Source organism: Achromobacter seleniivolatilans, assembly GCF_030864005.1.
GTDB classification, from domain to species: domain Bacteria; phylum Pseudomonadota; class Gammaproteobacteria; order Burkholderiales; family Burkholderiaceae_B; genus Achromobacter; species Achromobacter seleniivolatilans.
The window spans coordinates 1,010,322-1,030,647 of the sequence record NZ_CP132976.1 but is presented as its reverse complement, the minus strand read 5'-3'; the positions used below and the strand labels follow the sequence as shown (position 1 = coordinate 1,030,647).

Genomic DNA, 20,326 nt, shown 5'->3' with positions numbered 1-20,326 from the left:
AACGAGCTCAATCCACGCGCCACCAACTGGGCAACAACCCGCGCACCTTAGCCCGGCGATACCGGTCATCAATCAGATGCACGGTGCCCACGTCGTTTTCCGTGCGGATCACCCGGCCCGCGGCCTGCACCACTTTCTGCATGCCCGGATACAGGTAGGTGTAGTCGTAGCCGTTCTCTTCGCCATAGCGCAGATCCATCGCGCGCTTCATGTTTTCGTTCACGGGATTCACCTGCGGCAACCCCAACGTGGCGATGAAAGCGCCGATCAGCCGTTTGCCGGGCAGGTCCACCCCTTCTGAAAACGCCCCGCCCAACACGGCAAAGCCCACGCCCTGCCCGGTTTCTGTAAACCGGGCCAGGAAAGCGGCGCGGCTGGGTTCATCCATGCCCGGCGTCTGCAACCAGACGGGCACGGCCGGGTGGCGTTCGCGCATGAGGTCCGACACGCGCCGCAGATAATCAAAGCTGCTCAGAAAGCCCAGATAATTTCCAGGCCGCTCGGCGTATTGCTGCGCGATCAGATCCACAATGGGCGCCAACGATTTTTCGCGGTCGCGATAGCGCGTAGACACATTGCCCACCACGCGCACTGCCAACTGTTCAGCCTGAAACGGCGCGGCGACATCGATCCATGGCGTGTCCTTGGGCAGCCCCAGCGTATCCATATAAAACTGCTGCGGACTCAAAGTGCCGGAAAACAGCACGGTGGCATGCGCCGCCGCATAGCGCGCAGCCAGATACGGCGCCGGGATCACGTTGCGCACGCACAAGGTTGATGGCGGGGTCTTAGCAGTGGCAACACCCACGTCCGACAGGGTTACGTCAAACAGCGCATGCGATCCGAATTGCTCTGCCAGACGCATGAATTGCAGCGCCTGAAAATAGAACGTCAGCACGGGATCATCTTGCGGCAACGGGGCCTCGGCCATGTACTCCATGATGGCGCCCACCGCCTTCTGCACCGCGCCCAGGACGCCTGCTGCCACCGCGTCGTATGCCTGATAGCGTTCGGCCTGTTTTTTATTCAGCGCATTCCACGAGCGCTGCAATCCGTCCAACGGCTTCTTCAAGGCCTTGGGCGCGGCGTAACGCGCGGCAGACAGCGAGGTCTGGTCCAGCTCGCCCGTGTACATACGGCGCGCCCGGTCCACGAGGTTGTGGGCCTCGTCCACCAGTACCGCCACCTTCCACTGGTACGCCTGCGTCATGGCGTACAACATCGCGGTCGCATCGTAGTAGTAGTTGTAGTCGCCCACCACCACATCGCTCCATCGGATCAGCTCTTGCGACAAGTAGTACGGGCAGACCTGATGCTCACGCGCAGTCGCGCGCACCGTTGGCGCGTCCAGCCGCGTGTGCGTCAGCGCCGCCTCTCGCGCCTTGGGCAAGCGGTCGTAGAAGCCCTGCGCCAAAGGGCAGGAGTCTCCATGGCAAGCCAGATCGGGATGCTCGCAGGTTTTATCGCGCGCTTGCAGATCCAGCACCCGCAACCCCGGCGCCGCAGGTTGCGCGTTGACGGTGTCCAGCGCTTGAACCGCCAGTCCACGGCCCGAGCCTTTGGCGGCCAGAAAGAAAATCTTGTCCAAGCCTGTTCCCGGGCTGGCCTTGAGCAACGGAAAAATCGTGCCCAGCGTCTTGCCGATACCGGTAGGCGCCTGCGCCATCAGGCAACGGCCATCACGCGCAGTACGGTACACGGCAACCGCCAGATCGCGTTGCCCCGCCCTAAACTCGCCATGCGGGAACGCCAGTTTTTCCAAAGCGCCGTCGCGGGCCTGCCGATGTGCAAGCTCTGTCTTGGCCCAGGCCAAAAAGCGTCCGCACTGCTCCTGGAAGAATGCCGCCAGCTCTGCGGCTTCGTGAGTTTCAACCAGCACCGTTTCTTCTTCGGTGACCACATTGAAATACACCAAGGCCACGCGCACCCGTTCCAGCCCGCGTGATTGGCACAGCAGATGCCCGTACACGCGCGCCTGCGCCCAATGCACCACGCGGTGGTTCTCGCGCACGCTGTCCAGCTGACCGCGATAGGTCTTGACCTCTTCCAGCTGGTTCGCCACGGGGTCGTAACCGTCGGCGCGCCCTCGCACCAGCAGATTCTCGTGTTGGCCGGACAGCGCGACTTCCGTCTCATACGCGGGCCCGCGCCGGCCCGTCACGACCGCGTGGCCCGCCATGCCTTCCAGCCCAGTCGGCGCAGGCGTAAAGCGCAGGTCCAAGTCACCTGCGCGCGCAGTGAATTCACATAAAGCGCGTACCGCCACGGCGTAACTCATGCGGCGCTCTCTTGCCAATTGACGTGGCACACCCGCACTGGCATGCCGTGCGACACGCAGTACTGTAGCCAACGGATCTGGTTGTCTTGCAGCTTGTCGCCCGGCCCCTTGACCTCGATCAGCTCATAGCGGCGTTCGGCGGGCCAAAAGCGGATCAGGTCCGGCAGGCCGGAACGGTTGGTCTTCACGTCGCGCAGCAAACGCGTGAAGTACAGCTTCAAGTGCGCAGCGGGCAGACATTCCAATGCTTGCGTCAGCAGCGCTTCGGACAAGGCGCCCCAAAACACAAAGGGCGACTGCACGCCGGACTTGTCGGCATAGCGTTGCAGGATTGTGTTCCGGTAGTCTGGCGTGTCCAGTTGCGCCAGACAGTCCGCGAACTGCGCCTGACGGCGTGCATGAAAATCTGGCGCGTCCAGATCGGCCGGGCCGCGCTGGAACGGATGGAAAAACGCCCCCGGCAACGGCGCGAAGATAGCGGGCCAGCACAGCAGGCCAAACAAAGAATTGATCAGCGCGTTTTCCACGTAATGCACGGGCGCGTCGTCCTGATGCAGATGATCTCGCGTGACGTATTCCACGGCCGTGGGAGCCGCCGGGCGCAACAACGTCAAATCCATGCGTTGCAAGACAGGGGCTGCCGGGCGCGCCGGCCTGCCCTGCCCCACGCTGCGATACAGACGCGGCAGCATGCGCGCCACGCGCTGGGATTCTTCTTCGCTTTCGGGCGCATCTTGCGCCTGCAAGGCCAGCGCCAGAGCCTCTTCAAACCGCGCCATGCGTTCATATACGCGGATGCGCCGGTGGCGCGCCCCGGGATAGGCGCAACGTTCATAGACCTGCTGCGCCGCCGGCCAGTCCTGCGCGCGTTCGCAGGCCTGCCCGATCCGCAGCAAGACCTTGGCCCGGCGCTTCTCCAGCCAGGGGTTCGGGCTGACGCAATCTTCAACCGCCTGCAATAGCGCAACGCGCTCGGCGCCGTCTTCCAGCGCCAAACGGCACGCGTGCAAGGCCAGGTAGCCATCGACATCAGCACGGGTTTGAAAGGCCCGCGATGACTGATCGAACGGCACAGCCTCGTACTGAAATACGCCCAGATCCGCCAGCACGAATTCCGACCAATCCTGGTACAAGTTCCCGAAGAACATCAGGCGGAAGCGTTCGCACAGGTCTCCCACCATCACACGCCAGACGGATTCGTGCGACTCCGGATTCCAGGCAGCATAGGGTTGCGCGTCGCCGTTTTCGGCGCGAACGGATTCCAGAAGGTCGGCCTTGCGCGCAGCGGCTTTAGCCGGAACGGCTGCAAACATTCGCCCCAATTCCAGCTTGGTGTGCAAGCCGAACAGCTCGTCCACGGTCATCAGCGGCCGCGGGTCGAGCCAGGCCAGCGCCACCAAAGGCGTGGCCGCCGCATCAATGTCGGGAATTTCTTCGTAGACTAGCCCGCGGGCGCGAAACCAAGGCCCTCGCCGCATCAGCATGCGCACGATCAGGGCTTGGGATGCTTGCGGCAACGCCCCGAAATCCGTCAGAAAACGGCGTTCGTCGGCATCCAACAAGTCTGCATAGCGGTCGCCCACCCATGCCAATGCGCGCTGGAAGTTGTGCAGATAGTAGAAACGGTGCGGGGCAAACATCGGCTGGCGGACTAACTGTTTATTTATACAGTAATAATAGCAGGCGTTTTTTCACACTGCGTCCGGCATGTTTGGAAAGCGAAGCTGCGGATAGGCAAAACCTGCCGATGTCTTGCGGCGCTGCTGCGCAGGCGAATCAGACAGATGGGCCGGCCAACAAAAAACCCGCCGCGGCGGGTTGTTGTGGCGATCCGTGTCAAGCGGATCTCGCAGATCTTTGGCGTGCCAAATAGGCGCTGGCACGCGGCATGTACAGCAAGACCACCAGCACCAGATAGAACAGCCCTTTCATCATGACCGGCACCAGAAGGGTCATCGTATGCGTCAAGTCTGGCACCCAATACGACAGCTCTACTTGAAAGCCGGCCTTCAAGAGATAAACCGTGGCCGCCAGCAGCGCCGCAGCTAGCACGGGCCTGGCCCAGGCAAAGCCCAGCAACAGGCCGGCGCCCGCCGCAAGGCGAGCCAGCAGTATCAGGATTACATAGGCCAATTCAGCCGCCAACGCCATGGGCATAGGCAGCTCAAGCCACACCATTGGCACCACCTGCCACAGCATCCACACGGCTTCCGCTGACACAACCACGGCGATCGCGGTCACGCCCCATGGCTGTCTGCCTCGCCCCCGCCATAGATCTATTGCCAATTCGCGCCAACGCATGCCGCACCTCTTCAATGGTGACCACAAATAGAACGCCGCATTGCAGCAGTGTGGTGCCGGACCAACCATCAGAGGATTTTGAAATCAAGAAAAACAGCGCCGCAAAGCCTGAGCTTTCCGGCGCTGCTTGATCAAGCGAACGCGATAACGATGCGTTTTAGCGTGCCGGTTGAGCCGCCGCGCCGACTGCTTTACGCACCTTGGCAACCTCAGACGCGCTGACTGCCGCGCCCTTGTTGCCCCAACTGGACCGCACAAAACTCACGACATCAGCGACTTCCTTGTCGCTCATGCGCCAGTCAAAACCCGGCATCGCGTAAGCGGTTGGCGCCGCCGTTGTGCCAGGCATCTGCGCGCCCTTGAGCACGATGTGGATCAAGGAAGTGGGATCGGCGGAATTCACCGTCGAGCTTTGCGCCAATTGCGGGAACGTTTCGGTATAACCCTTGCCCGTGCTGCGGTGGCAGGCCGCGCAGTTGTTCAGGAAGGCCATGGCGCCATCGCTTTGGTCCTTGCCCGAACGCAACGCTTGCGCCACCGACGGGTCATACGCCAAAGGCTTGGTGGCGTCCTTGTTCACCGGAGGCAGGCTCTTCAGATACACCGCGATGGCATTCAGATCGGCATCGGTCAGGTGTTGCGTGCTTTCTTGCACCACCTGCGCCATGCCGCCAAACGCCGCCGAATGACCGTTGCGGCCGGACTTCAGGAAGGTTGCGATGTCTTCCTTGCTCCAGCTGCCCAGGCCATCCGTCATATCGCCGCGCAGGTTCTTGGCCAGCCAGCCTTCCACCACGCCGCCCGACAGGAAGGCGGAGCCATCCGCGTCGGTCAGCGCCTTTTCCTGCAAGGCCACGCCGCGCGGCGTGTGGCAAGTGCTGCAATGCCCCAGGCCTTCCACCAGATACTGGCCGCGCAACAGCGCTTCGCGGTCGGCGCCCTTCAAGTCGGTCGTGACAGGCGCCACCGCCACGTCGGGCGCAAACATCCAGCGCCAGACGGTCAACGGCCAACGCATCGACATGGGCCAGCTGATGTCGGTGTCCTTGTTGGCCTGCTTCACTGGCGCAACGCCGTGCATGAAGTAGGCGTACAGGGCCTTCACATCTTCCGGCGTCACCTTGGCATAGGCGGTATACGGCATGGCCGGATACAGCGAATGGCCATCGCGGGCCACGCCGTGGCGCACGGCCCGGTCGAAGTCCTCGTAGGTGTAGTTGCCAATACCCGTCTCTTTGTCCGGCGTGATGTTGGTCGAATAGATCGTGCCCAGCGGCGACTCAATGCCCAGTCCGCCGGCAAACGGCTTGCCGCCGCCCGCCGTGTGGCAAGCAATACAGTCACCGGCGCGCGACAGGTATTCCCCTTGCTTGATCATCTGCGCATCGGGTGCGGCCGGCGTGCCGTCGGCGGCGAACGCAGCCGTGGCGATGCTTGCGGCCAGGGCGGAGACAACCGCAACAATGGTCTGCTTAATCATTGTTCCGTCTCCTTAAGCCTGGACCAGCGGGCCGGGGTTCTTCAAGTACTGATCGCGGATTGCCTGCGCGGCCCAATAGGCCAAGGCGCCCACCAGCCCGGTCGGGTTGTAGCCCATGTTCTGCGGGAAGACGCAAGCGCCCATCACGAACACGTTGGGCACATCCCAGCTTTGCAGATACTTGTTGACCACGCTTTCCTTGGGGTTCGAACCCATGATCGCGCCGCCCGTGTTGTGCGTGCTTTGATAGACGCGCGTGTCATACCGCGCGCCCTTCTTGCGCACCGCCACAAAGTACTTCTCGGGATTCATGGCCTTGGCCACGGTTTCCATGCGCTTGCCCATGTAGCCCAGCATGTCGAATTCGTTGTCGTGCCAGTCAAACGTCATGCGCAACAGGGGCTGGCCGTAGGCGTCTTTGTAGGTCGGGTCCAGCGACAGGTACGCGTCGCGGTACGACATCACCGAACCGGAAATACCAATCGTCATGTAGCGCTGGTAGGCGTCCTGCACGCCCGCCTTCCAGGCGGTGCCCCAGCTGGGCGTGCCCGGCGTCGTCGGCGTCTGCTTGATAGGACGGCCGCCGTAGCGCACGTGACGAATGCTTGCGCCACCCACGAATCCCAGCGGGCCGTGGTCGAACTGGTCGCCATTCAAATCGTCCATGCCCACGCCGCCCGCGCCCGTGCCCACGAAGGGGTTCAGCTGGGTGCCCTTGGGCAGCAGCACGTTGACCGCGCCGTTCATCTGATACGCATAATTCTTGCCGACCACGCCTTCGTTGGTCTTCGGGTCATACGGCTTGCCGATGCCCGACAGCAGCAGCAGACGCACGTTGTGCATCTGGTAGGCCGACAGAATCACCAGGTCAGCCGGCTGATCGATCTCGCGGCCTTGCGAATCGATGTACGTCACGCCGATCGCTTTCTTACCCGTCGAATCCAGGTTGACCTTGATCACCTGCGCGTGCGTGCGCAACTCAAAGTTGGGCTTCTTCAGCAGCACCGGCAGAATCGTCGTCTGCGGCGACGCCTTCGAGTACATATAGCACCCGTAGTTTTCGCAGAAACCGCAGAAATTACAGGGGCCCAAACGCACGCCGTACGTGTTGGTATAGGGTCCGGACGCGTTGGCAGCAGGCGCAGGATACGGATTGAACCCGACTTCGCGCGCGGCCTTCTCGAAGAGCTGCGCGCCATACGTGTTGGGCAATGCGGCCAGCGGGAATTCCTTGCTGCGCTTGCCTTCCAGCGGGTTGCCGCCTTCGACGATCTTGCCATTCAGGTTGCCGGCCTTGCCGGACGTGCCGCACACGTACTCGAACTTGCTGAAGTACGGTTCCAGTTCGTCGTACGTGACGCCGAAGTCCTGGATGGTCATGCCTTCCGGGATGAACTTCTTGCCATAGCGCGTTTCGTAGCGCGTGCGCAGTTCAAGCTCTTCGGGCAATGCGCGGTAGTGCATGCCGTTCCAGTGAAAGCCCGCGCCGCCCACGCCGGTGCCCAGCAAGAAGGAACCATTCTGACGATACGGCACGGCCACGTCATCGACGCCATGGCGTATCGTCACAGTTTCCTTGGACAGGTCCTGGAACAGCTTGCCGCGCACGGAGTACGCCAGCTCGTCAATCACCTTCGGGTATTCCGCGTCCTTGGGGGTGTCTTGCATGCCGCCGCGTTCCAGCGCCAGCACCTGCAAACCCGCTTCGGTCAGTTCCTGACCCAGAATCGCGCCGGTCCAGCCGAATCCGACCAGTACCGCATCCACTTTATCTTTCTTGATTGCCATCGCTCAACCCTTCTCGCCAGAGATCGACACCGGACCAAAGGGGTACTTGACGTTGGGCTGGTCAACCCAGTCCATGAAGTCCGCACGCGCGCCCGGAAAGCCCACCATCTTCCAACCCACCATGTTCTTGTTGCCGCCGTAGATCGGATCGGCAAAGAACCCTTCCTTGGTGTTGGAAAGCAAGAAGCTGAAGAATGTCTTGGCGGGCACGGATTCGAATTCGATCTTGCCGCCTTGCAAGTCTTTCAAGATCTGCTCTTGCAAAGGCTTGTCCAGCTCGGCATAGACCTTGCCATGCGTCTTCGTGCACCAGGCATCACAGGCCTCGATGCCATGGCGATAGACTTCGCGCGGGGTCTGATTCAGCTGATATCCCAGTTCCGGCACTTGATCAGGATGAAACGGGCCTTGCATGTACCAGAGCTTGCCGTGGCCGAAAGGCGTTTCCATCTGACGGTCGATGAACTCGGGCACACCGGCTTCAATCGCGCCGGGACCATATTGGTCAGCAGGAATCAGGTGATCCACCGCGGCGACGATAAAGGTCCATTCGGTCTTGCTGAAATAGGTGGGTTCGTAGGGCTTGGCCGCCTTTGCGGTCTTGCCGTCAGCGGCGTTGGTACAGCCGGTGGTGAGTGCACCTACCGCCAACGTCGACGCGGGCACGATGGCCAACGCTTGCAGAAACCGCCGGCGCGGCTTTGCATCTTCTGTCATAGACATCTCCGTGAATATTCCAAGTTGTCCTAGCGCGCAACCGAACATGAACACTGGAAACACGAACTGCCCAGCTAGAGACAACACACTCTGCACTTACTGAAAATCGATCCCGCTCTTGAAAAGGGACGCAAGAGAAGGTGCGCACATTATGCGCCTTCTAGACCATCTGATCCGGTCTGGGAACCGGATCAGATCAATTTTCTTGACATGAAAATCAGTTTTGCTTTAAGGACAACGTAAGAAGCCCGCAAAAGCGGGCTTTTCTGACAGCAAGGTGAATGAATTCGGTATATTTCGCGACCAGAGTCGGGCAAGATCGACGGCGCACGGAACGGACACCAACGGATTTCCATATGAACGACAACACGAAGACCTGGCGCAGTTCCACGACCACGCGCAGCTGGAGTTCCACCACGGACCTGACGCCGGAACAGCGCGTCAATATTGAAGAACTGCTGGACGGCAAACTGGACGGCGTCGACGTCATCCAAAGCTGGAGCTACGCCGGCATGGAAAATGGCGAAGCGTTCAAGGTCGAGATCAAAAACGGCGCAGTGACCGTAAATAGCCGCAAATACGACAGCCTGGACGAGGTGCCGCGCGCAGAACGCGAGCGCATCGAAGCGCTGCGCAGCGGTCAGGGCATGGACATGGGCGGTTTGTGGGACATGCTGAAGAATGCAGGCGTGGACATGAAAGACCTGGCGCCCGAAGCGGCCGCTGCGAACAGCAAACCTGTTTTTACGATTGAAACTGACAGCCCCGAATCCGCGTCCCGCGAGACGTCACGCGCTCACACTCAGGCCATGCCGCAGGCCGCGGCGGCGCAAGAGGCCGCCCTGCCCCCAGGCGCGGTTCCCGCTGGCGGCGGACTGCGCCGCACGTTATTGATCGGCATCGCGATCGGATTGGCCTTGTGGGTGGCGCAGGCGTTGAACATATTCTGAATCCGTCAGCGCTGCCCCAGCCGGAACATCACGTCGTGGTCTGCACGTGCAGCCGGCTGGACTTGCACCGGTGCAGCGCCCGGTAGTATTCCAATGGCCTGCCGTTGACGCCATAGGCAATGGACTCGATGCGCAACAGCGGTTCAGCGCTGCCCACCCCCAGCAGCTCGCAGGTCTGGGCATCCGGCGCCACCGCATCGATCCAGCGTTCGGCCCGCACAATACGCAGCCCGTATTGGCGGCGCAGCACATCGTAGAGCGACCGGTTTTCCAGACGCGCGCGATGCAGGCCGGGCGCTAAATCTGCCGGCACAGCGGTTTCCACCAGCAACTGCAATTCACCGTCCACACTGCGCAGCCGTTTCAGCGCCACGATCAGGTCTGTATCGTTCAATGCCAGCGACGCGGCCTCTTGGGGAGTCGGCGCGCGTAGCTCTTGCACCAGCACCTGCGTACGAACGGTGCGCCCTTTGCGTGCCATCTCGTCCGAGAACCCCAACACGGTCGACACGAAGTCCTCGTCGCGCTCTCGCGCCGACACGAACGCGCCCTGCCCGCGAATCTTGTAGATCAGGCCATTGCGCACCAGATCCGCCAGCGCTTCGCGCACCACGATGCGGGAGATGCCGTATTGCTCTCCGAACTCGGCTTCGGTGGGCAGCTTGGCGCCCACCGCAAGTTCGCCTTGCAAAATCTTGCCACGCACAAGGTCGCGGAACTGCGTCCACAGCGGCGCTCCGGCGTTGCGGTCCAGGACATCCAGGGTGGAGATGGGGCTGCTCATGTCGTGATCGGGCTTGAAATCAAATCCGTGGTTCGGGCGGCATCCAGGCCGGATGGTTCTGCCCCCTCTTCCACAGGAAGGTCTACAAAATGCCGGTCGCGCAGGATGGCGGCGCAAGCCAGCCATTCTTCGCGCCGGCGCGTGGCGGTCCAATCCAGCGCGGATGCCGCCAAGTCGGCAAGCTCAGTCAACAGGCCAGCCGTGACGCAGCCACGGATGGCCAAAAGCGTGCGGCGGACAACCAGATCATCCAAATGCAGCACGCCGGTTTCCTGGCACAGCGCACGGACCTCGGCTTCCGAATAATCCGGCGCATGGCGCAGCGGCACATCGCCTGACGCTGCAAAGTCCATCGCCTGCTTGCTGGCGCGAGAGCCGTAGCGTCCGGTCAGATCCGCACAGCGCTTTCGCGACAATCCGGAACTGGCCTGAATGCCATCAATAAAACGATCCAGCGCCGCGCCAGGCGCTGGCATATCTGCGCCCCCGCCTATCGCCTGCGTTTCGGTGGACTTGGCGCGCGTGCGCCCCAATTGCGCCAGCACGTGGTTTGCCGCCAGCGCCGCCAAGGATCGAAAGGTGGTCCATTTACCGCCGACCAGACACACCAGCGGCACCTTTCGCAGCGCGTTGGGCGGATCGATCACCACCGCATGATCGCGTGAAATCTGCCCGGGCTTGTCGGCATCCGAATGCGCCAGCGGGCGCACACCGACGTAAGTGTAGACCACGTCCCGGCGCGCAAACGGCAAACGCGGAAAGACCTCGCGCAAGACGTCCAGCAAGTAGTCGACCTCGGCCGGTTCGGTCGCCGCTTGGTCGGGATCATCAACAGGAATGTCGGTGGACCCTACCAGCACACGATCCATGAACGGATAGACAATACATACCCGGCCATCGGACGTTTCAAAGTAGGCCATGCGGCCGTCCAGCGCCGTGCGCAACGCCGGATGGTCCAGGATCAGGTGCGAGCCCTTCGTGCCCATGACCCGCGACCCAGCGCCTTCCAGCGCGGTGGCCGACCGGTCCAGCCACGCGCCCGTGGCATTGACCACTGTGTCGGCAGTCACATCCACAAACTCGCCGGTAATCTCGTCCCGCAACGTCAGCGTCTTGCCCCGGCAAGCCATCACCTTGCAGTAATTTGCGGCCAAGGACGCGGGCTGATCGGCATGCGCGTCCGCCATCAATTCCAGAATCAGCCACTCGGGATGACTGATCCACGCGTCGAAGTATGTCGCCGTCCAACGCACCGAATCGCGGAACAAGGCCTCGTCCGCAGCAGGCGCTCGCGCAATGCGATGACCGGGCATGACGCGCTGCCGGCGCCCCAGACGGTCATACAGCCGCAGGCCCAGCGCCACCACGAACAGGCCGCGCGCGCCGGGCGATGCCGACCTTCCGGCAAAGCGCAGCATGCTGCCCCACAAACCGCCAAAACGGCTGGACAGCGGCACCACCGTTTCCAGCGGGCGCACCAGGTGCGCAGCGTTGCGCAACAACAGATTGCGTTCACGCGTGGCCTCGGCCACCAGCGCGAATGCCCCGCTTTCCAGATAGCGCAAACCGCCATGAATCATGCGCGAAGGCGCACTGCTGGCGCCTGCCGCAAAATCGCCTTTATCGACAACCAGACAATCCACGCCTTGCAATGACAGATCACGGAACACGCCCACGCCGTTGATCCCTGCGCCGACGATCACCGTGGAAAAGTGCCGGCCCGCAAGCAGCGCCGGGCGCACATATGGCAAGGTGTTCGCCGTCATCGCGCGGCACTCGTCAGAAGGCTGAACGCGGGCGCCATACTGGAAATCAGCGCTTCAAATTCGGCATGGAAATCGGCGTGAGCTTGCGCGGCATGCGGCTCGGATTCGATCGTTTCGCAACACACTGGCAAGACCTCGTCCGCGCACGCCCCTTGCGATTGCGCCGCGTAACCCGCCGCGCCGCGCGCGCCTGTCTCGTCGTCGCCGCAGCGCTGCACGGCATGACCCAGCAAGCCGGCAAGTAGCGCCACCAGACGGGGGTCTCGCGCGCCACCACCCAAAGCGGCTACCTGCCCTGGCACGCCCAAGCCCCTTACGGCCAATCGCTTCAGGTGCCACGCGTGCAAGGCCACAACCGCGTCGATGACAGCGCGCGCCATGTGGGCGCGGCCGTGGTTGCCTTTCAGCCCGACAAAACCCGCCGTCGCGCCTGCCGCCACACCACCGCCATTGATGAATGGCAAGAACCGCAACCCTTGCGCGCCCAGTGGCACCGTCATCGCGCATTCGACCACAGCAGCCGCATCGGGAAACTGCATCGTGCGTGCAAGCCAAGCCACATTGGCCATGGATGACGGGCTGTTTTCCAGATAGAGCCGATCAGTGGCGGGACCGTGGCGCACAATCGCGCCCACTTCCGGCTTGGGTTCGCGCGCAGGCGCCACGACTGCGTTCACGCACCACGTCCCGAACACCGCGACCGCGTGGCCACTCTGGCCGGCGCCCACGGCCGACAAAGACGCCAGCAAATCAATAGCGCCAACGGCCACCGGCAGGCCCGCGGGCAAGCCGCAGACTGCGGCGCGCGCTGGCAACAAGCGGCCAATCACGGTTCCCGTGGGCACAATGGGCGGCAACGCCTGTGCCATCAAATCGGACAGGCCTGCCGCCTGGAAAGCCATCGCCGACCACGCGCCCGAATCCAAAGACAGCAGACCCGCCGTACTGGCGTCGCTGGCATCGGTTGCGATCTCGCCGGTCAGCAGATAACTCAGATAGTCCTTGGCGAACAGCAGCTTGCGAATTGCACGATGGCCGCCGTTTGCCGCATCGAACAACTCCGCTGCCGCCAAGCTGGACTGCCCTGCCCACGGCCGGCAGCCTACCTCTTGATACAGCGCGTCGCCCCATTGCGGCGTCAACCGGCGGGCCAGTGCGCCAGCGCGCTGGTCGGTCGATGCCACGGCACGCCCGTGCAGCAACCGCCCCTGCTCGTCCAACGCATACAAGCCCGCGCCGTGCCCGGTGCAGCTCAAGGCGCGCACGTCGGCGGCCCGCGGACCCAACTGATCCGCCACGCCGCGTAGCGCCAGCATCAGCGCCGATTCAATGGCGTCAGCGCTGAGTTCGCAGCCGCCGCCAGGCAGATGCGTATACGGCAGCGCACCCCCCGCAGCGGCAAGCGTGGCCCCGGTCCCGGCCTCGAAGGCAACTGCCTTCAGGCCCGTGGACCCCATGTCGATACCCAGGAATATGTCGGCTTTCATGTTATGACATTGTCTAGATAATTTTTCAGCAGGATAGCAGTGTTTCCCCTAGTAAAAGAAATAATTTGCCTGCCATATAGTTCAGTCGATGTCATAACAACGAGTCAAGCCAATCAGGCTTACCACCGGGTATCCGCGCCATCAGGCACTGGATCAATGCGAGGAAAAGGAGCGCAAGATGAGACGAGATTTCTTGAAGACCGTAGCCGCTGCGGGCGCCAGCCTGGCAGGAGCCAATGCCTTTGCACAAAGCGCGCCCGCCGCGCAAGGGACCGGCCTGAAAGGCGCCAACAGCGACGTGTATGTCATGAACGTCATGGTGTCGGGGGTTGAGTACTGGTTCCCGGTCTACGAAATGATGAAACAGCTGGGCCGCACGCTGGGCGTGAAGACGCGCTACTCGGGCACGCCCGAATACGACGTCAATAAACAACTGGCGTCCTTCGAGCAAGAACTGGCGCGCAAGCCCGCTGGCATCCTGCTGCATCCGATGAACCCGGACCCGTTCATCGAACCCATCAACCGCGCCGCCGCGATGGGCATCCCTGTCGTGACCTTTGCCGCGGATTCGCCCAATTCCAAGCGCGTCTCTTTCGTCACGTCGGACAACGAACGTGAAGGCGCTCAGGCCGCCGATGCCATCGCCGCCGCCTTGAACGGCAAAGGCGACTATGCCGTGCTGGAAAATCCCGGCCAGGACAACCACGACCGCCGCATCGCGGCCTTTATCAACCGCATGAAGACGCAACACCCCGGCATGAAGCTGGTGGGTCGCGCCGCCAGCAACCAAGATCCGAACAAGGCCTACCAAGCCACCTTGAGCCTGGCGCAGGCCAACCCCAACTTGGCCGCGCTATTCATGCCCGAAGCCAATTCCGCATTGGGCGCGGCGCAGGCCAGCATCGAAACCAAGAAAAACATCAAGGTCTTGTGTTGCGACGTCAACGCCAAGATTCTGGACATGATCAAGTCGGGCGAGGTGTACGGCTCGGTGAATCCGAACCAAGGCGTGCAGGGTTACATGGGCATGATGCTGCTGTTCCTGGCGCGCAACCAGCAATTGATCGACCCCATGAACGACGCCAAACGCAACGGCACCAACCCGATGGCCGTGCCCTTTCTGGACAACGGTTTGTCCATCGTCAGCAAAGCCAATGCCGACGACTTCTATTGGGATAAATACCTGGCGCGCCGTGGCACCAAGGGCATCAACGAATGACCGCCCCCGCGCCGCTGCTGGAACTGCACGGCATCGCCAAGCGGTTTGGCGCGTCCCGGGCGCTCGCCGGCGTGCATTTCTCGCTGCAACGGGGCGAAATTCATGCCCTTTGCGGCGAGAACGGCGCCGGCAAATCGACCCTGATGAAGGTGATTGACGGCATACACGCGCCTGATGAAGGCCTGATACGCCTGAACGGCGAACGCGTGACCATCACCGGCCCCGCCCACGCCATGCGCTTAGGCATCGGGCTGGTTCATCAGGAAATCGCGCTGTGCGGCGACGCCACGGTGGCCGAAAACATCTTCATGCCCGAAATCGCCACCCGGCCGCGCGCCTGGATGGACTTCGCCAGCCTGAATGAGCGCGCAGCCCAGGTGCTGGCACGTTTGGGCCAGGATATCGATCCGGGGCGGCGCGTGGACGAGCTGGGCATTTCCAGCCAGCAGCTGGTGGAAATTGCCAAGGCGCTGACGCTCGATTGCAAGGTCTTGATCCTGGACGAACCCACTGCCGCGCTGACGGAAGTGGAGTCTGTCGCCCTATTCCGCGTCTTGCATGATCTGAAAGCCCAAGGCATGGGCATCATCTATATCAGCCATCGCATGGCCGAGATTTTCCAGCATTGCGACCGCGTCACGGTGCTGCGAGATGGCCGTGATGTGCTGTGCGCGAATCTGGCGGACATTACCCCCGATGCCCTGGTGCGTAGCATGGTCGGACGCGACCTGGGCAGTTACTACCCGCCCAGACTAGCGCCCGCCGATGCGCCCGGCGTCCCCTTGCTTGAGGTCGACAACATCGCCGACGAGGTCAGCGTGCACGGCATTTCGTTCACGCTCCTGCGCGGCGAGATCCTGGGAATCTCCGGTTTGATGGGCGCGGGGCGCACTGAGCTGGCTGAAACGATTTGCGGCCTGCGCCGTGCAAAGCGCGGTGCGGTGCGCCTGCGTGGAAAACCGCTACGCCTGCGCCGGTATGGCGACGCATTGCGCCAAGGCATTGCCTACCTGAGCGAAGACCGCAAGGCCGCCGGCCTGTTCCTGGAACTGCCCATAGAGCAGAACATTTCATCCATGGCGCTTGCACGCATCAGTTCGCGCTTTGGTTTACTACGGCGGCACGCCGAACGGCGGCTGGCGATGGACCTGGGCGCCAAGCTCAAACTGAAGTCGGACGGCGTGGCGATCGACGCCGCCAGCCTGTCAGGCGGCAACCAGCAAAAAGTGGCCATCGCCAAATTGCTGGCCACGAAACCCGCCGTGCTACTGATGGACGAACCTACGCGTGGCGTGGATGTGGGCGCCAAATCTGAGATCCATCACCTCTTGCGCGATCTGGCGAATCAGGGCGTGGGCGTGGTGGTGATCTCATCTGAACTGCCAGAAATCATCGGCCTGTGCGACCGGGCGCTGGTCATCCGCGACGGCCGTCTGGCGGGCGAACTGGCAGCAAGCGACATGACCGAAGAACGGCTGCTACGGCTGGCTTCCGGCCTGGCCGCCGAGGAGACAATCTGATGTCCGAACTCAAACCCTCCGCCGACGCCGTCTTGCTGGCAGACGCCGGCATGGCGCCCCCGCGCCATGCGCCAGAAACAAAGCTGCGCCACCGGCTGGCGAGCATGCGCGAAGCCGGACTCTTGCTGATCATCGCCCTGCTCGCCATAGGCATGAGCTTCGCATCGCCGCATTTTCTGACCTGGGAAAACATACGGGCGATGCTGCTCTCGTTTTCCATCGAAGGCATCGTGGTAGTCGGCATGACCTTGCTGGTGATCGTCGGCGGCATCGATCTGTCGGTAGGGTCAGTCGTCTGCATGGCCATGGTCATTACCGGCAAGCTGTTCCTGATGGGTGTAGACCCGTGGACGGCCAGCCTGGTAGCCATCGCCGCGAGCGGCGTGGTCGGCGCGCTGATCGGCCTTTGCGTCACCCGTATCGGCCTGAGCCATTTCATTGCGTCGCTGGCATTCATGGTGATCGTGCGCGGCCTGTCGCTGGCCATTACGCAAGGCACGCCGCAGTCGCTATTCTCTCTGCCTGCTCAGTTCAAGTTCATCGGCCAGGGCGTCATCGCGGGCATCCCCGCAGTCATCCTGATATTTGCCGTCATTGTCATCATCAGCGACTTCGCGCTGCGCCGCGCGGCCCTGTTGCGCAAGGTGTTCTACACCGGCAGCAACGAAAAGGCAGCGCTCTATTCCGGCATTCGCACGGGCCGTGTGAAGTTCTGGGTCACCGTGTTGTGCTCCGCTCTGGCGGGGCTGGCCGGCGTCATCTACACCGCGCGCTTCGGCGCCGCCACGCCTACCTTTGGCATGGGCATGGAGTTGAACGTCATCGCCGCCGTGGTGATCGGCGGGGCCAGTTTGAAAGGCGGATCGGGCACGGTATTGGGCGCGGTGCTGGGTCTGGCCCTGCTGTCGGTCGTCACCAGCTCTTTGATTCTGTTGGACGTGTCGCCGTATTGGCAGGACGTGGTCAAAGGCCTGATCCTGCTTGCCGCCGTCACCGTCGACCACCTGATGAACGTCAAGAAAGGACACCGATGAACACAACGACACTGGGTGCTTCGGGCATCGAATGCGAAACCGTCGGCCTGGGCACCTGGGCCATGGGCGGCTGGATGTGGGGCGGCGGGGACGATGCGGCGGCGGTTGACGCCATACGGGCGTCGGTCGATGCTGGCGTGCGCCTGATCGACACCGCGCCCGCCTACGGCTTGGGCCATGCAGAAACACTGGTCGGCGCCGCACTGAAAGGACGGCGCCACGACGCCATCATCGCCACCAAATGCGGTCTGGTGTGGCACACGCAGCAAGGCACGTATTTCTTTGACGAAGACGGCCGCCCGGTCCATCGCTACCTGGGCCGCGATTCGATCTTCCATGAAGCAGAGCAAAGCCTGGCGCGCTTGCAGACGGACTATATCGACCTCTACATCACGCACTGGCAGGACAGCACCACGCCGGTTGCGGAGACGATGGACGCGCTGCTGGACCTGAAACGCCAGGGCAAGATTCGCGCGATTGGCGTCAGCAATGTCACGGCAGACACCCTGGCGGAGTACCTGCGGCATGGGCAAGTTGACGCCATTCAGGAACGCTACAGCCTGATCGACCGCGAGATCGAATCCACGCTGCTGCCCTTGTGCCAGCAACATGGCGTGGCCTCTTTGGGATATTCGTCCCTGGCGCTTGGGCTGCTGGCCGGCCCGATCGACCCCTCGCGGCAATTCACGGGCGACGATCAGCGCGCAGGGAATCCCCGCTTTTCCGAGACCAACCGCGCACGGCTCAAAGCGTTCTTTCAAGACATAGCCCCCCTGCAACAACGCCTGGACTGCTCTGCCGCGCAACTGATGATTGCCTGGACCACGCGCAAAGGCGGTGTCAGCACCGCCCTGTGCGGCGCCCGCACGCCGCAGCAAGCCATACAGAACGCCGCAGCCGCCCGGCTGACGTTGAACGCGGACGCCATCGCAGCCATCGACGCAGCCGCCGCCCGCCACCTGAAGACACTGGACTGACTCCAAGGAATCGACCATGCTGCATCACAAAGAAGCGCGCCTGAACCGGCTGCTAAATGCCGGGCGCTGCCTGGATATCGCCGTGGACCACGGCGTCTGCAACGAACCCGGTTTTCTGGACGGCCTGGAAGACATGCCCGCCGTCATAGAACAACTGGCTGCCGCGCAGCCGGACGCCATCCAGCTGAACTACGGCCAGGCCGATCTGTTGCAGCAACGCCCCGGCCGCAACAAACCGGCGCTGGTCATGCGGCTGGACATGGGCAACCCTTACAACGCCACCATCCACCGCGTCATGTGGGCGGTGCTGCAAAACACACAAGACCCGGTCCTGCCAGCGGTGCAACGCGATGCAGCCTGCGTGGTGGTCAATCTGTTCATGCTGCCCGACGAGCCCGACCTGTTCCGCCAGTGCGTGGCTAACATCGCTCGCGTGCGCGCCGACTGCGATCGCTATGGCATGCCGCTGATGATCGAACCGCTAGTCATGGCGCCGCACTCCGCGCGCGGCGGCTATATGGTGGACGGCGACGCGGAAAAAATCGTGACGCTCGTGCGGCTGGCTCGGGAAATGGGCGCAGACATCATCAAGGCCGATCCCACCACAGAGACCGGGGATTTCCATCGCGTCGTGCAGGCGGCCCGCTGCCCGGTTCTGGTGCGCGGAGGCGGCCGGGAAGATTTACGGCGGGTCTTTGAACGTTCGCGTGAGCTGCTGGACCAAGGGGCGGTCGGGTTGGTGTATGGCCGCAATGTGTACCAGCATGCCAATCCGTCGGCGGTGGTGCGGGCGCTGATGGCCATGATCCATCAAGACTTCAGTGCGCGAGACGCTTGGCAGCTCTATGAAGACGGGGGAAAAACCGCCTGACAACAGCACCGCGTCTGCCGGCATCGGTCCCTGCACGTTCATCAACCACAAAGCATCCGATCCGGCCACTGCCACGACTGCTCGCGGAATTCCTGCGGCGACATGCCATAGGCGCGCCGGAACGCCCGCGTGAAATCCGAAGCGCTGCCAAAACCCAAGCCGTATGCGATCCCCATGACGGCAAGCTCCGGGTAGCGGATCAGCTCTTCGGCAGCTTGCCTCAGCCGTTGATTACGAATGTAGGCGCCTAACCCGCCTTCGTGCTGAAACAAGCGGTACATCGTGGGGCGCGACAAGCCTTGCGCGGCCAACACCGATTCTGGCGACAGATCGGCCTGGTGCAGATTGGCCTGAATATAACGCCGCACCTCGCCAAACATGGCAGCGCGCGCCGCCGCGCGAGCATTGCCAGCCAGGCCCGCCTGCTTGGCAAACACCGCTAGCAGCAGGCGTGCACAGCCGGTCACAGCCGTCTCGGCAGCTACTGCACTCAGGCGATCAATGGTCTGACTCAAAGCGGCTATTTCGCTGACCGCCAGGCACGTTAAAGGCGAATCGCTTTGCATCGTGCGGCCGTGCAACATCTGCGGATCAGGAAACACTTCCTGCACCTGATCCGGCGGCACAAAAATCGTCAAGACCCGGCACGCATGGCGCTGCATACGCACAGGCTGGCTCAGATCCAGCACCAGCACCGTTGCCATCGCAGGGGATTCGGAGCGCCGCGGCGGCGACGCGCTGCGCATCACAAGGTCGTCCACGCCACCCTCAAGAAAGACGTGAAAAGCGAAATCTCGGACACGGTCGCGGGAAATGCGCACCAAAGATCGCTCCAACAACATCGCATCCGACCGGCAGTCAGTGAAGCGCAGTCTGCCCACATCGTAACGATCGATCGAGGCATTGAACGGCCTGGCCAGATCCTCCCTGCCCGGCAGGACGTCGATCACATGGCCAACACGCTCCCTCCAAGCCAGTAAGCGCCGTTGAGGCGGCGCGTCGGAAACATTAAAACGGTGACGGATTACGTTGGGGATAACGGGTGGGCTCACGCTAAATGGCTGGGCGTTACGAAGCATGCGTAAAGATGTCAGGTGATCTGAAAACGCGGGGAAATAACAACAAAAAGTAAGGTACTAGCTACAGAATTTTGC

The 20,326-nt window shown here is 62.4% G+C and carries 16 protein-coding genes; 6 read left to right on the top strand and 10 right to left on the bottom strand.

Annotation, left to right across the window (positions count from 1 at the left end):
* Nucleotides 1-7: 7 nt before the first annotated feature.
* From RAS12_RS04540 to RAS12_RS04515, 6 genes are all read right to left on the bottom strand, one after another.
* A complete protein-coding gene (locus RAS12_RS04540) occupies nt 8-2,278 on the bottom strand; it encodes an ATP-dependent DNA helicase (RefSeq protein ID WP_306945550.1) in 2,271 nt (756 codons plus the stop codon).
* Nucleotides 2,275-3,918, bottom strand: a complete 1,644-nt coding sequence (locus tag RAS12_RS04535) for a VRR-NUC domain-containing protein (RefSeq protein ID WP_306945548.1) — start codon at nt 3,916-3,918, stop codon at nt 2,275-2,277. The genes RAS12_RS04540 and RAS12_RS04535 overlap by 4 nt, the downstream gene beginning before the upstream one ends.
* A 196-nt stretch (nt 3,919-4,114) precedes the next feature.
* The gene (locus RAS12_RS04530; protein WP_306945547.1) at nt 4,115-4,519 is read right to left on the bottom strand and encodes a hypothetical protein; all 405 of its coding nucleotides are present in this window, start codon (nt 4,517-4,519) and stop codon (nt 4,115-4,117) included.
* A gap of 217 nt (nt 4,520-4,736) precedes the next feature.
* Nucleotides 4,737-6,059, bottom strand: a complete 1,323-nt coding sequence (locus tag RAS12_RS04525; protein WP_306945545.1) for a c-type cytochrome — start codon at nt 6,057-6,059, stop codon at nt 4,737-4,739.
* A gap of 12 nt (nt 6,060-6,071) precedes the next feature.
* Complete coding sequence (locus tag RAS12_RS04520) at nt 6,072-7,847, bottom strand: GMC family oxidoreductase (protein WP_306945543.1); 1,776 nt, start codon at nt 7,845-7,847, stop codon at nt 6,072-6,074.
* 3 nt (nt 7,848-7,850) lie between these two features.
* On the bottom strand, nt 7,851-8,564 hold the full coding sequence (locus RAS12_RS04515) for a gluconate 2-dehydrogenase subunit 3 family protein (RefSeq protein ID WP_306945542.1): 714 nt from the start codon (nt 8,562-8,564) through the stop codon (nt 7,851-7,853).
* 356 nt (nt 8,565-8,920) lie between these two features.
* On the opposite strand from RAS12_RS04515, the gene RAS12_RS04510 reads away from it, so the two are divergent.
* Nucleotides 8,921-9,514, top strand: a complete 594-nt coding sequence (locus RAS12_RS04510; protein WP_306945541.1) for a hypothetical protein — start codon at nt 8,921-8,923, stop codon at nt 9,512-9,514.
* Between the two features lie 28 nt (nt 9,515-9,542).
* Here RAS12_RS04510 and RAS12_RS04505 read toward each other — a convergent pair whose 3' ends face one another.
* From RAS12_RS04505 to RAS12_RS04495, 3 genes are read right to left on the bottom strand one after another with little or no spacing between them, the layout of a single operon-like run.
* Nucleotides 9,543-10,298, bottom strand: a complete 756-nt coding sequence (locus RAS12_RS04505; RefSeq protein WP_306945539.1) for a GntR family transcriptional regulator — start codon at nt 10,296-10,298, stop codon at nt 9,543-9,545.
* Complete coding sequence (locus RAS12_RS04500) at nt 10,295-12,064, bottom strand: glycerol-3-phosphate dehydrogenase/oxidase (protein WP_306945537.1); 1,770 nt, start codon at nt 12,062-12,064, stop codon at nt 10,295-10,297. Before RAS12_RS04500 ends, RAS12_RS04505 begins: the two co-directional genes overlap by 4 nt.
* Nucleotides 12,061-13,551, bottom strand: a complete 1,491-nt coding sequence (locus tag RAS12_RS04495; RefSeq protein ID WP_306945535.1) for an FGGY family carbohydrate kinase — start codon at nt 13,549-13,551, stop codon at nt 12,061-12,063. The genes RAS12_RS04500 and RAS12_RS04495 overlap by 4 nt, the downstream gene beginning before the upstream one ends.
* Before the next feature lie 178 nt (nt 13,552-13,729).
* Here RAS12_RS04495 and RAS12_RS04490 point away from each other — a divergent pair, with 178 nt between their 5' ends.
* The 5 genes from RAS12_RS04490 to RAS12_RS04470 are packed head-to-tail and all read left to right on the top strand — an operon-like array spanning nt 13,730 to nt 19,172.
* The gene (locus RAS12_RS04490; RefSeq protein ID WP_306945533.1) at nt 13,730-14,770 is read left to right on the top strand and encodes a substrate-binding domain-containing protein; all 1,041 of its coding nucleotides are present in this window, start codon (nt 13,730-13,732) and stop codon (nt 14,768-14,770) included.
* A complete protein-coding gene (locus RAS12_RS04485) occupies nt 14,767-16,290 on the top strand; it encodes a sugar ABC transporter ATP-binding protein (RefSeq protein ID WP_306945531.1) in 1,524 nt (507 codons plus the stop codon). Before RAS12_RS04490 ends, RAS12_RS04485 begins: the two co-directional genes overlap by 4 nt.
* Nucleotides 16,290-17,324, top strand: coding sequence for an ABC transporter permease (locus RAS12_RS04480; RefSeq protein ID WP_371321248.1), 1,035 nt, complete (start codon nt 16,290-16,292; stop codon nt 17,322-17,324). The genes RAS12_RS04485 and RAS12_RS04480 overlap by 1 nt, the downstream gene beginning before the upstream one ends.
* The gene (locus RAS12_RS04475) at nt 17,321-18,301 is read left to right on the top strand and encodes an aldo/keto reductase (RefSeq protein WP_306945529.1); all 981 of its coding nucleotides are present in this window, start codon (nt 17,321-17,323) and stop codon (nt 18,299-18,301) included. Before RAS12_RS04480 ends, RAS12_RS04475 begins: the two co-directional genes overlap by 4 nt.
* Before the next feature lie 16 nt (nt 18,302-18,317).
* Entirely contained in the window at nt 18,318-19,172 is an 855-nt protein-coding gene (locus tag RAS12_RS04470; RefSeq protein ID WP_306945527.1) for a class I fructose-bisphosphate aldolase, read from the top strand.
* Nucleotides 19,173-19,213: 41 nt separating this feature from the next.
* Here the strand turns inward: RAS12_RS04470 and RAS12_RS04465 are convergent, their stop codons facing one another.
* Complete coding sequence (locus RAS12_RS04465) at nt 19,214-20,122, bottom strand: AraC family transcriptional regulator (protein WP_306945524.1); 909 nt, start codon at nt 20,120-20,122, stop codon at nt 19,214-19,216.
* Nucleotides 20,123-20,326: the final 204 nt, after the last annotated feature.

Bases quoted from the DNA above. Each gene is read 5' to 3' on its own strand.
- RAS12_RS04475 (WP_306945529.1), top strand. From the start codon at position 17,321: ATGAACACAACGACACTGGGTGCTTCGGGCATCGAATGCGAAACCGTC.
- RAS12_RS04505 (WP_306945539.1), bottom strand. From the start codon at position 10,298: ATGAGCAGCCCCATCTCCACCCTGGATGTCCTGGACCGCAACGCCGGA.
- RAS12_RS04520 (WP_306945543.1), bottom strand. From the start codon at position 7,847: ATGGCAATCAAGAAAGATAAAGTGGATGCGGTACTGGTCGGATTCGGC.
- RAS12_RS04480 (WP_371321248.1), top strand. From the start codon at position 16,290: ATGTCCGAACTCAAACCCTCCGCCGACGCCGTCTTGCTGGCAGACGCC.
- RAS12_RS04490 (WP_306945533.1), top strand. From the start codon at position 13,730: ATGAGACGAGATTTCTTGAAGACCGTAGCCGCTGCGGGCGCCAGCCTG.
- RAS12_RS04500 (WP_306945537.1), bottom strand. From the start codon at position 12,064: ATGACGGCGAACACCTTGCCATATGTGCGCCCGGCGCTGCTTGCGGGC.
- RAS12_RS04515 (WP_306945542.1), bottom strand. From the start codon at position 8,564: ATGACAGAAGATGCAAAGCCGCGCCGGCGGTTTCTGCAAGCGTTGGCC.
- RAS12_RS04540 (WP_306945550.1), bottom strand. From the start codon at position 2,278: ATGAGTTACGCCGTGGCGGTACGCGCTTTATGTGAATTCACTGCGCGC.
- RAS12_RS04470 (WP_306945527.1), top strand. From the start codon at position 18,318: ATGCTGCATCACAAAGAAGCGCGCCTGAACCGGCTGCTAAATGCCGGG.
- RAS12_RS04510 (WP_306945541.1), top strand. From the start codon at position 8,921: ATGAACGACAACACGAAGACCTGGCGCAGTTCCACGACCACGCGCAGC.
- RAS12_RS04535 (WP_306945548.1), bottom strand. From the start codon at position 3,918: ATGTTTGCCCCGCACCGTTTCTACTATCTGCACAACTTCCAGCGCGCA.
- RAS12_RS04495 (WP_306945535.1), bottom strand. From the start codon at position 13,551: ATGAAAGCCGACATATTCCTGGGTATCGACATGGGGTCCACGGGCCTG.
- RAS12_RS04525 (WP_306945545.1), bottom strand. From the start codon at position 6,059: ATGATTAAGCAGACCATTGTTGCGGTTGTCTCCGCCCTGGCCGCAAGC.
- RAS12_RS04485 (WP_306945531.1), top strand. From the start codon at position 14,767: ATGACCGCCCCCGCGCCGCTGCTGGAACTGCACGGCATCGCCAAGCGG.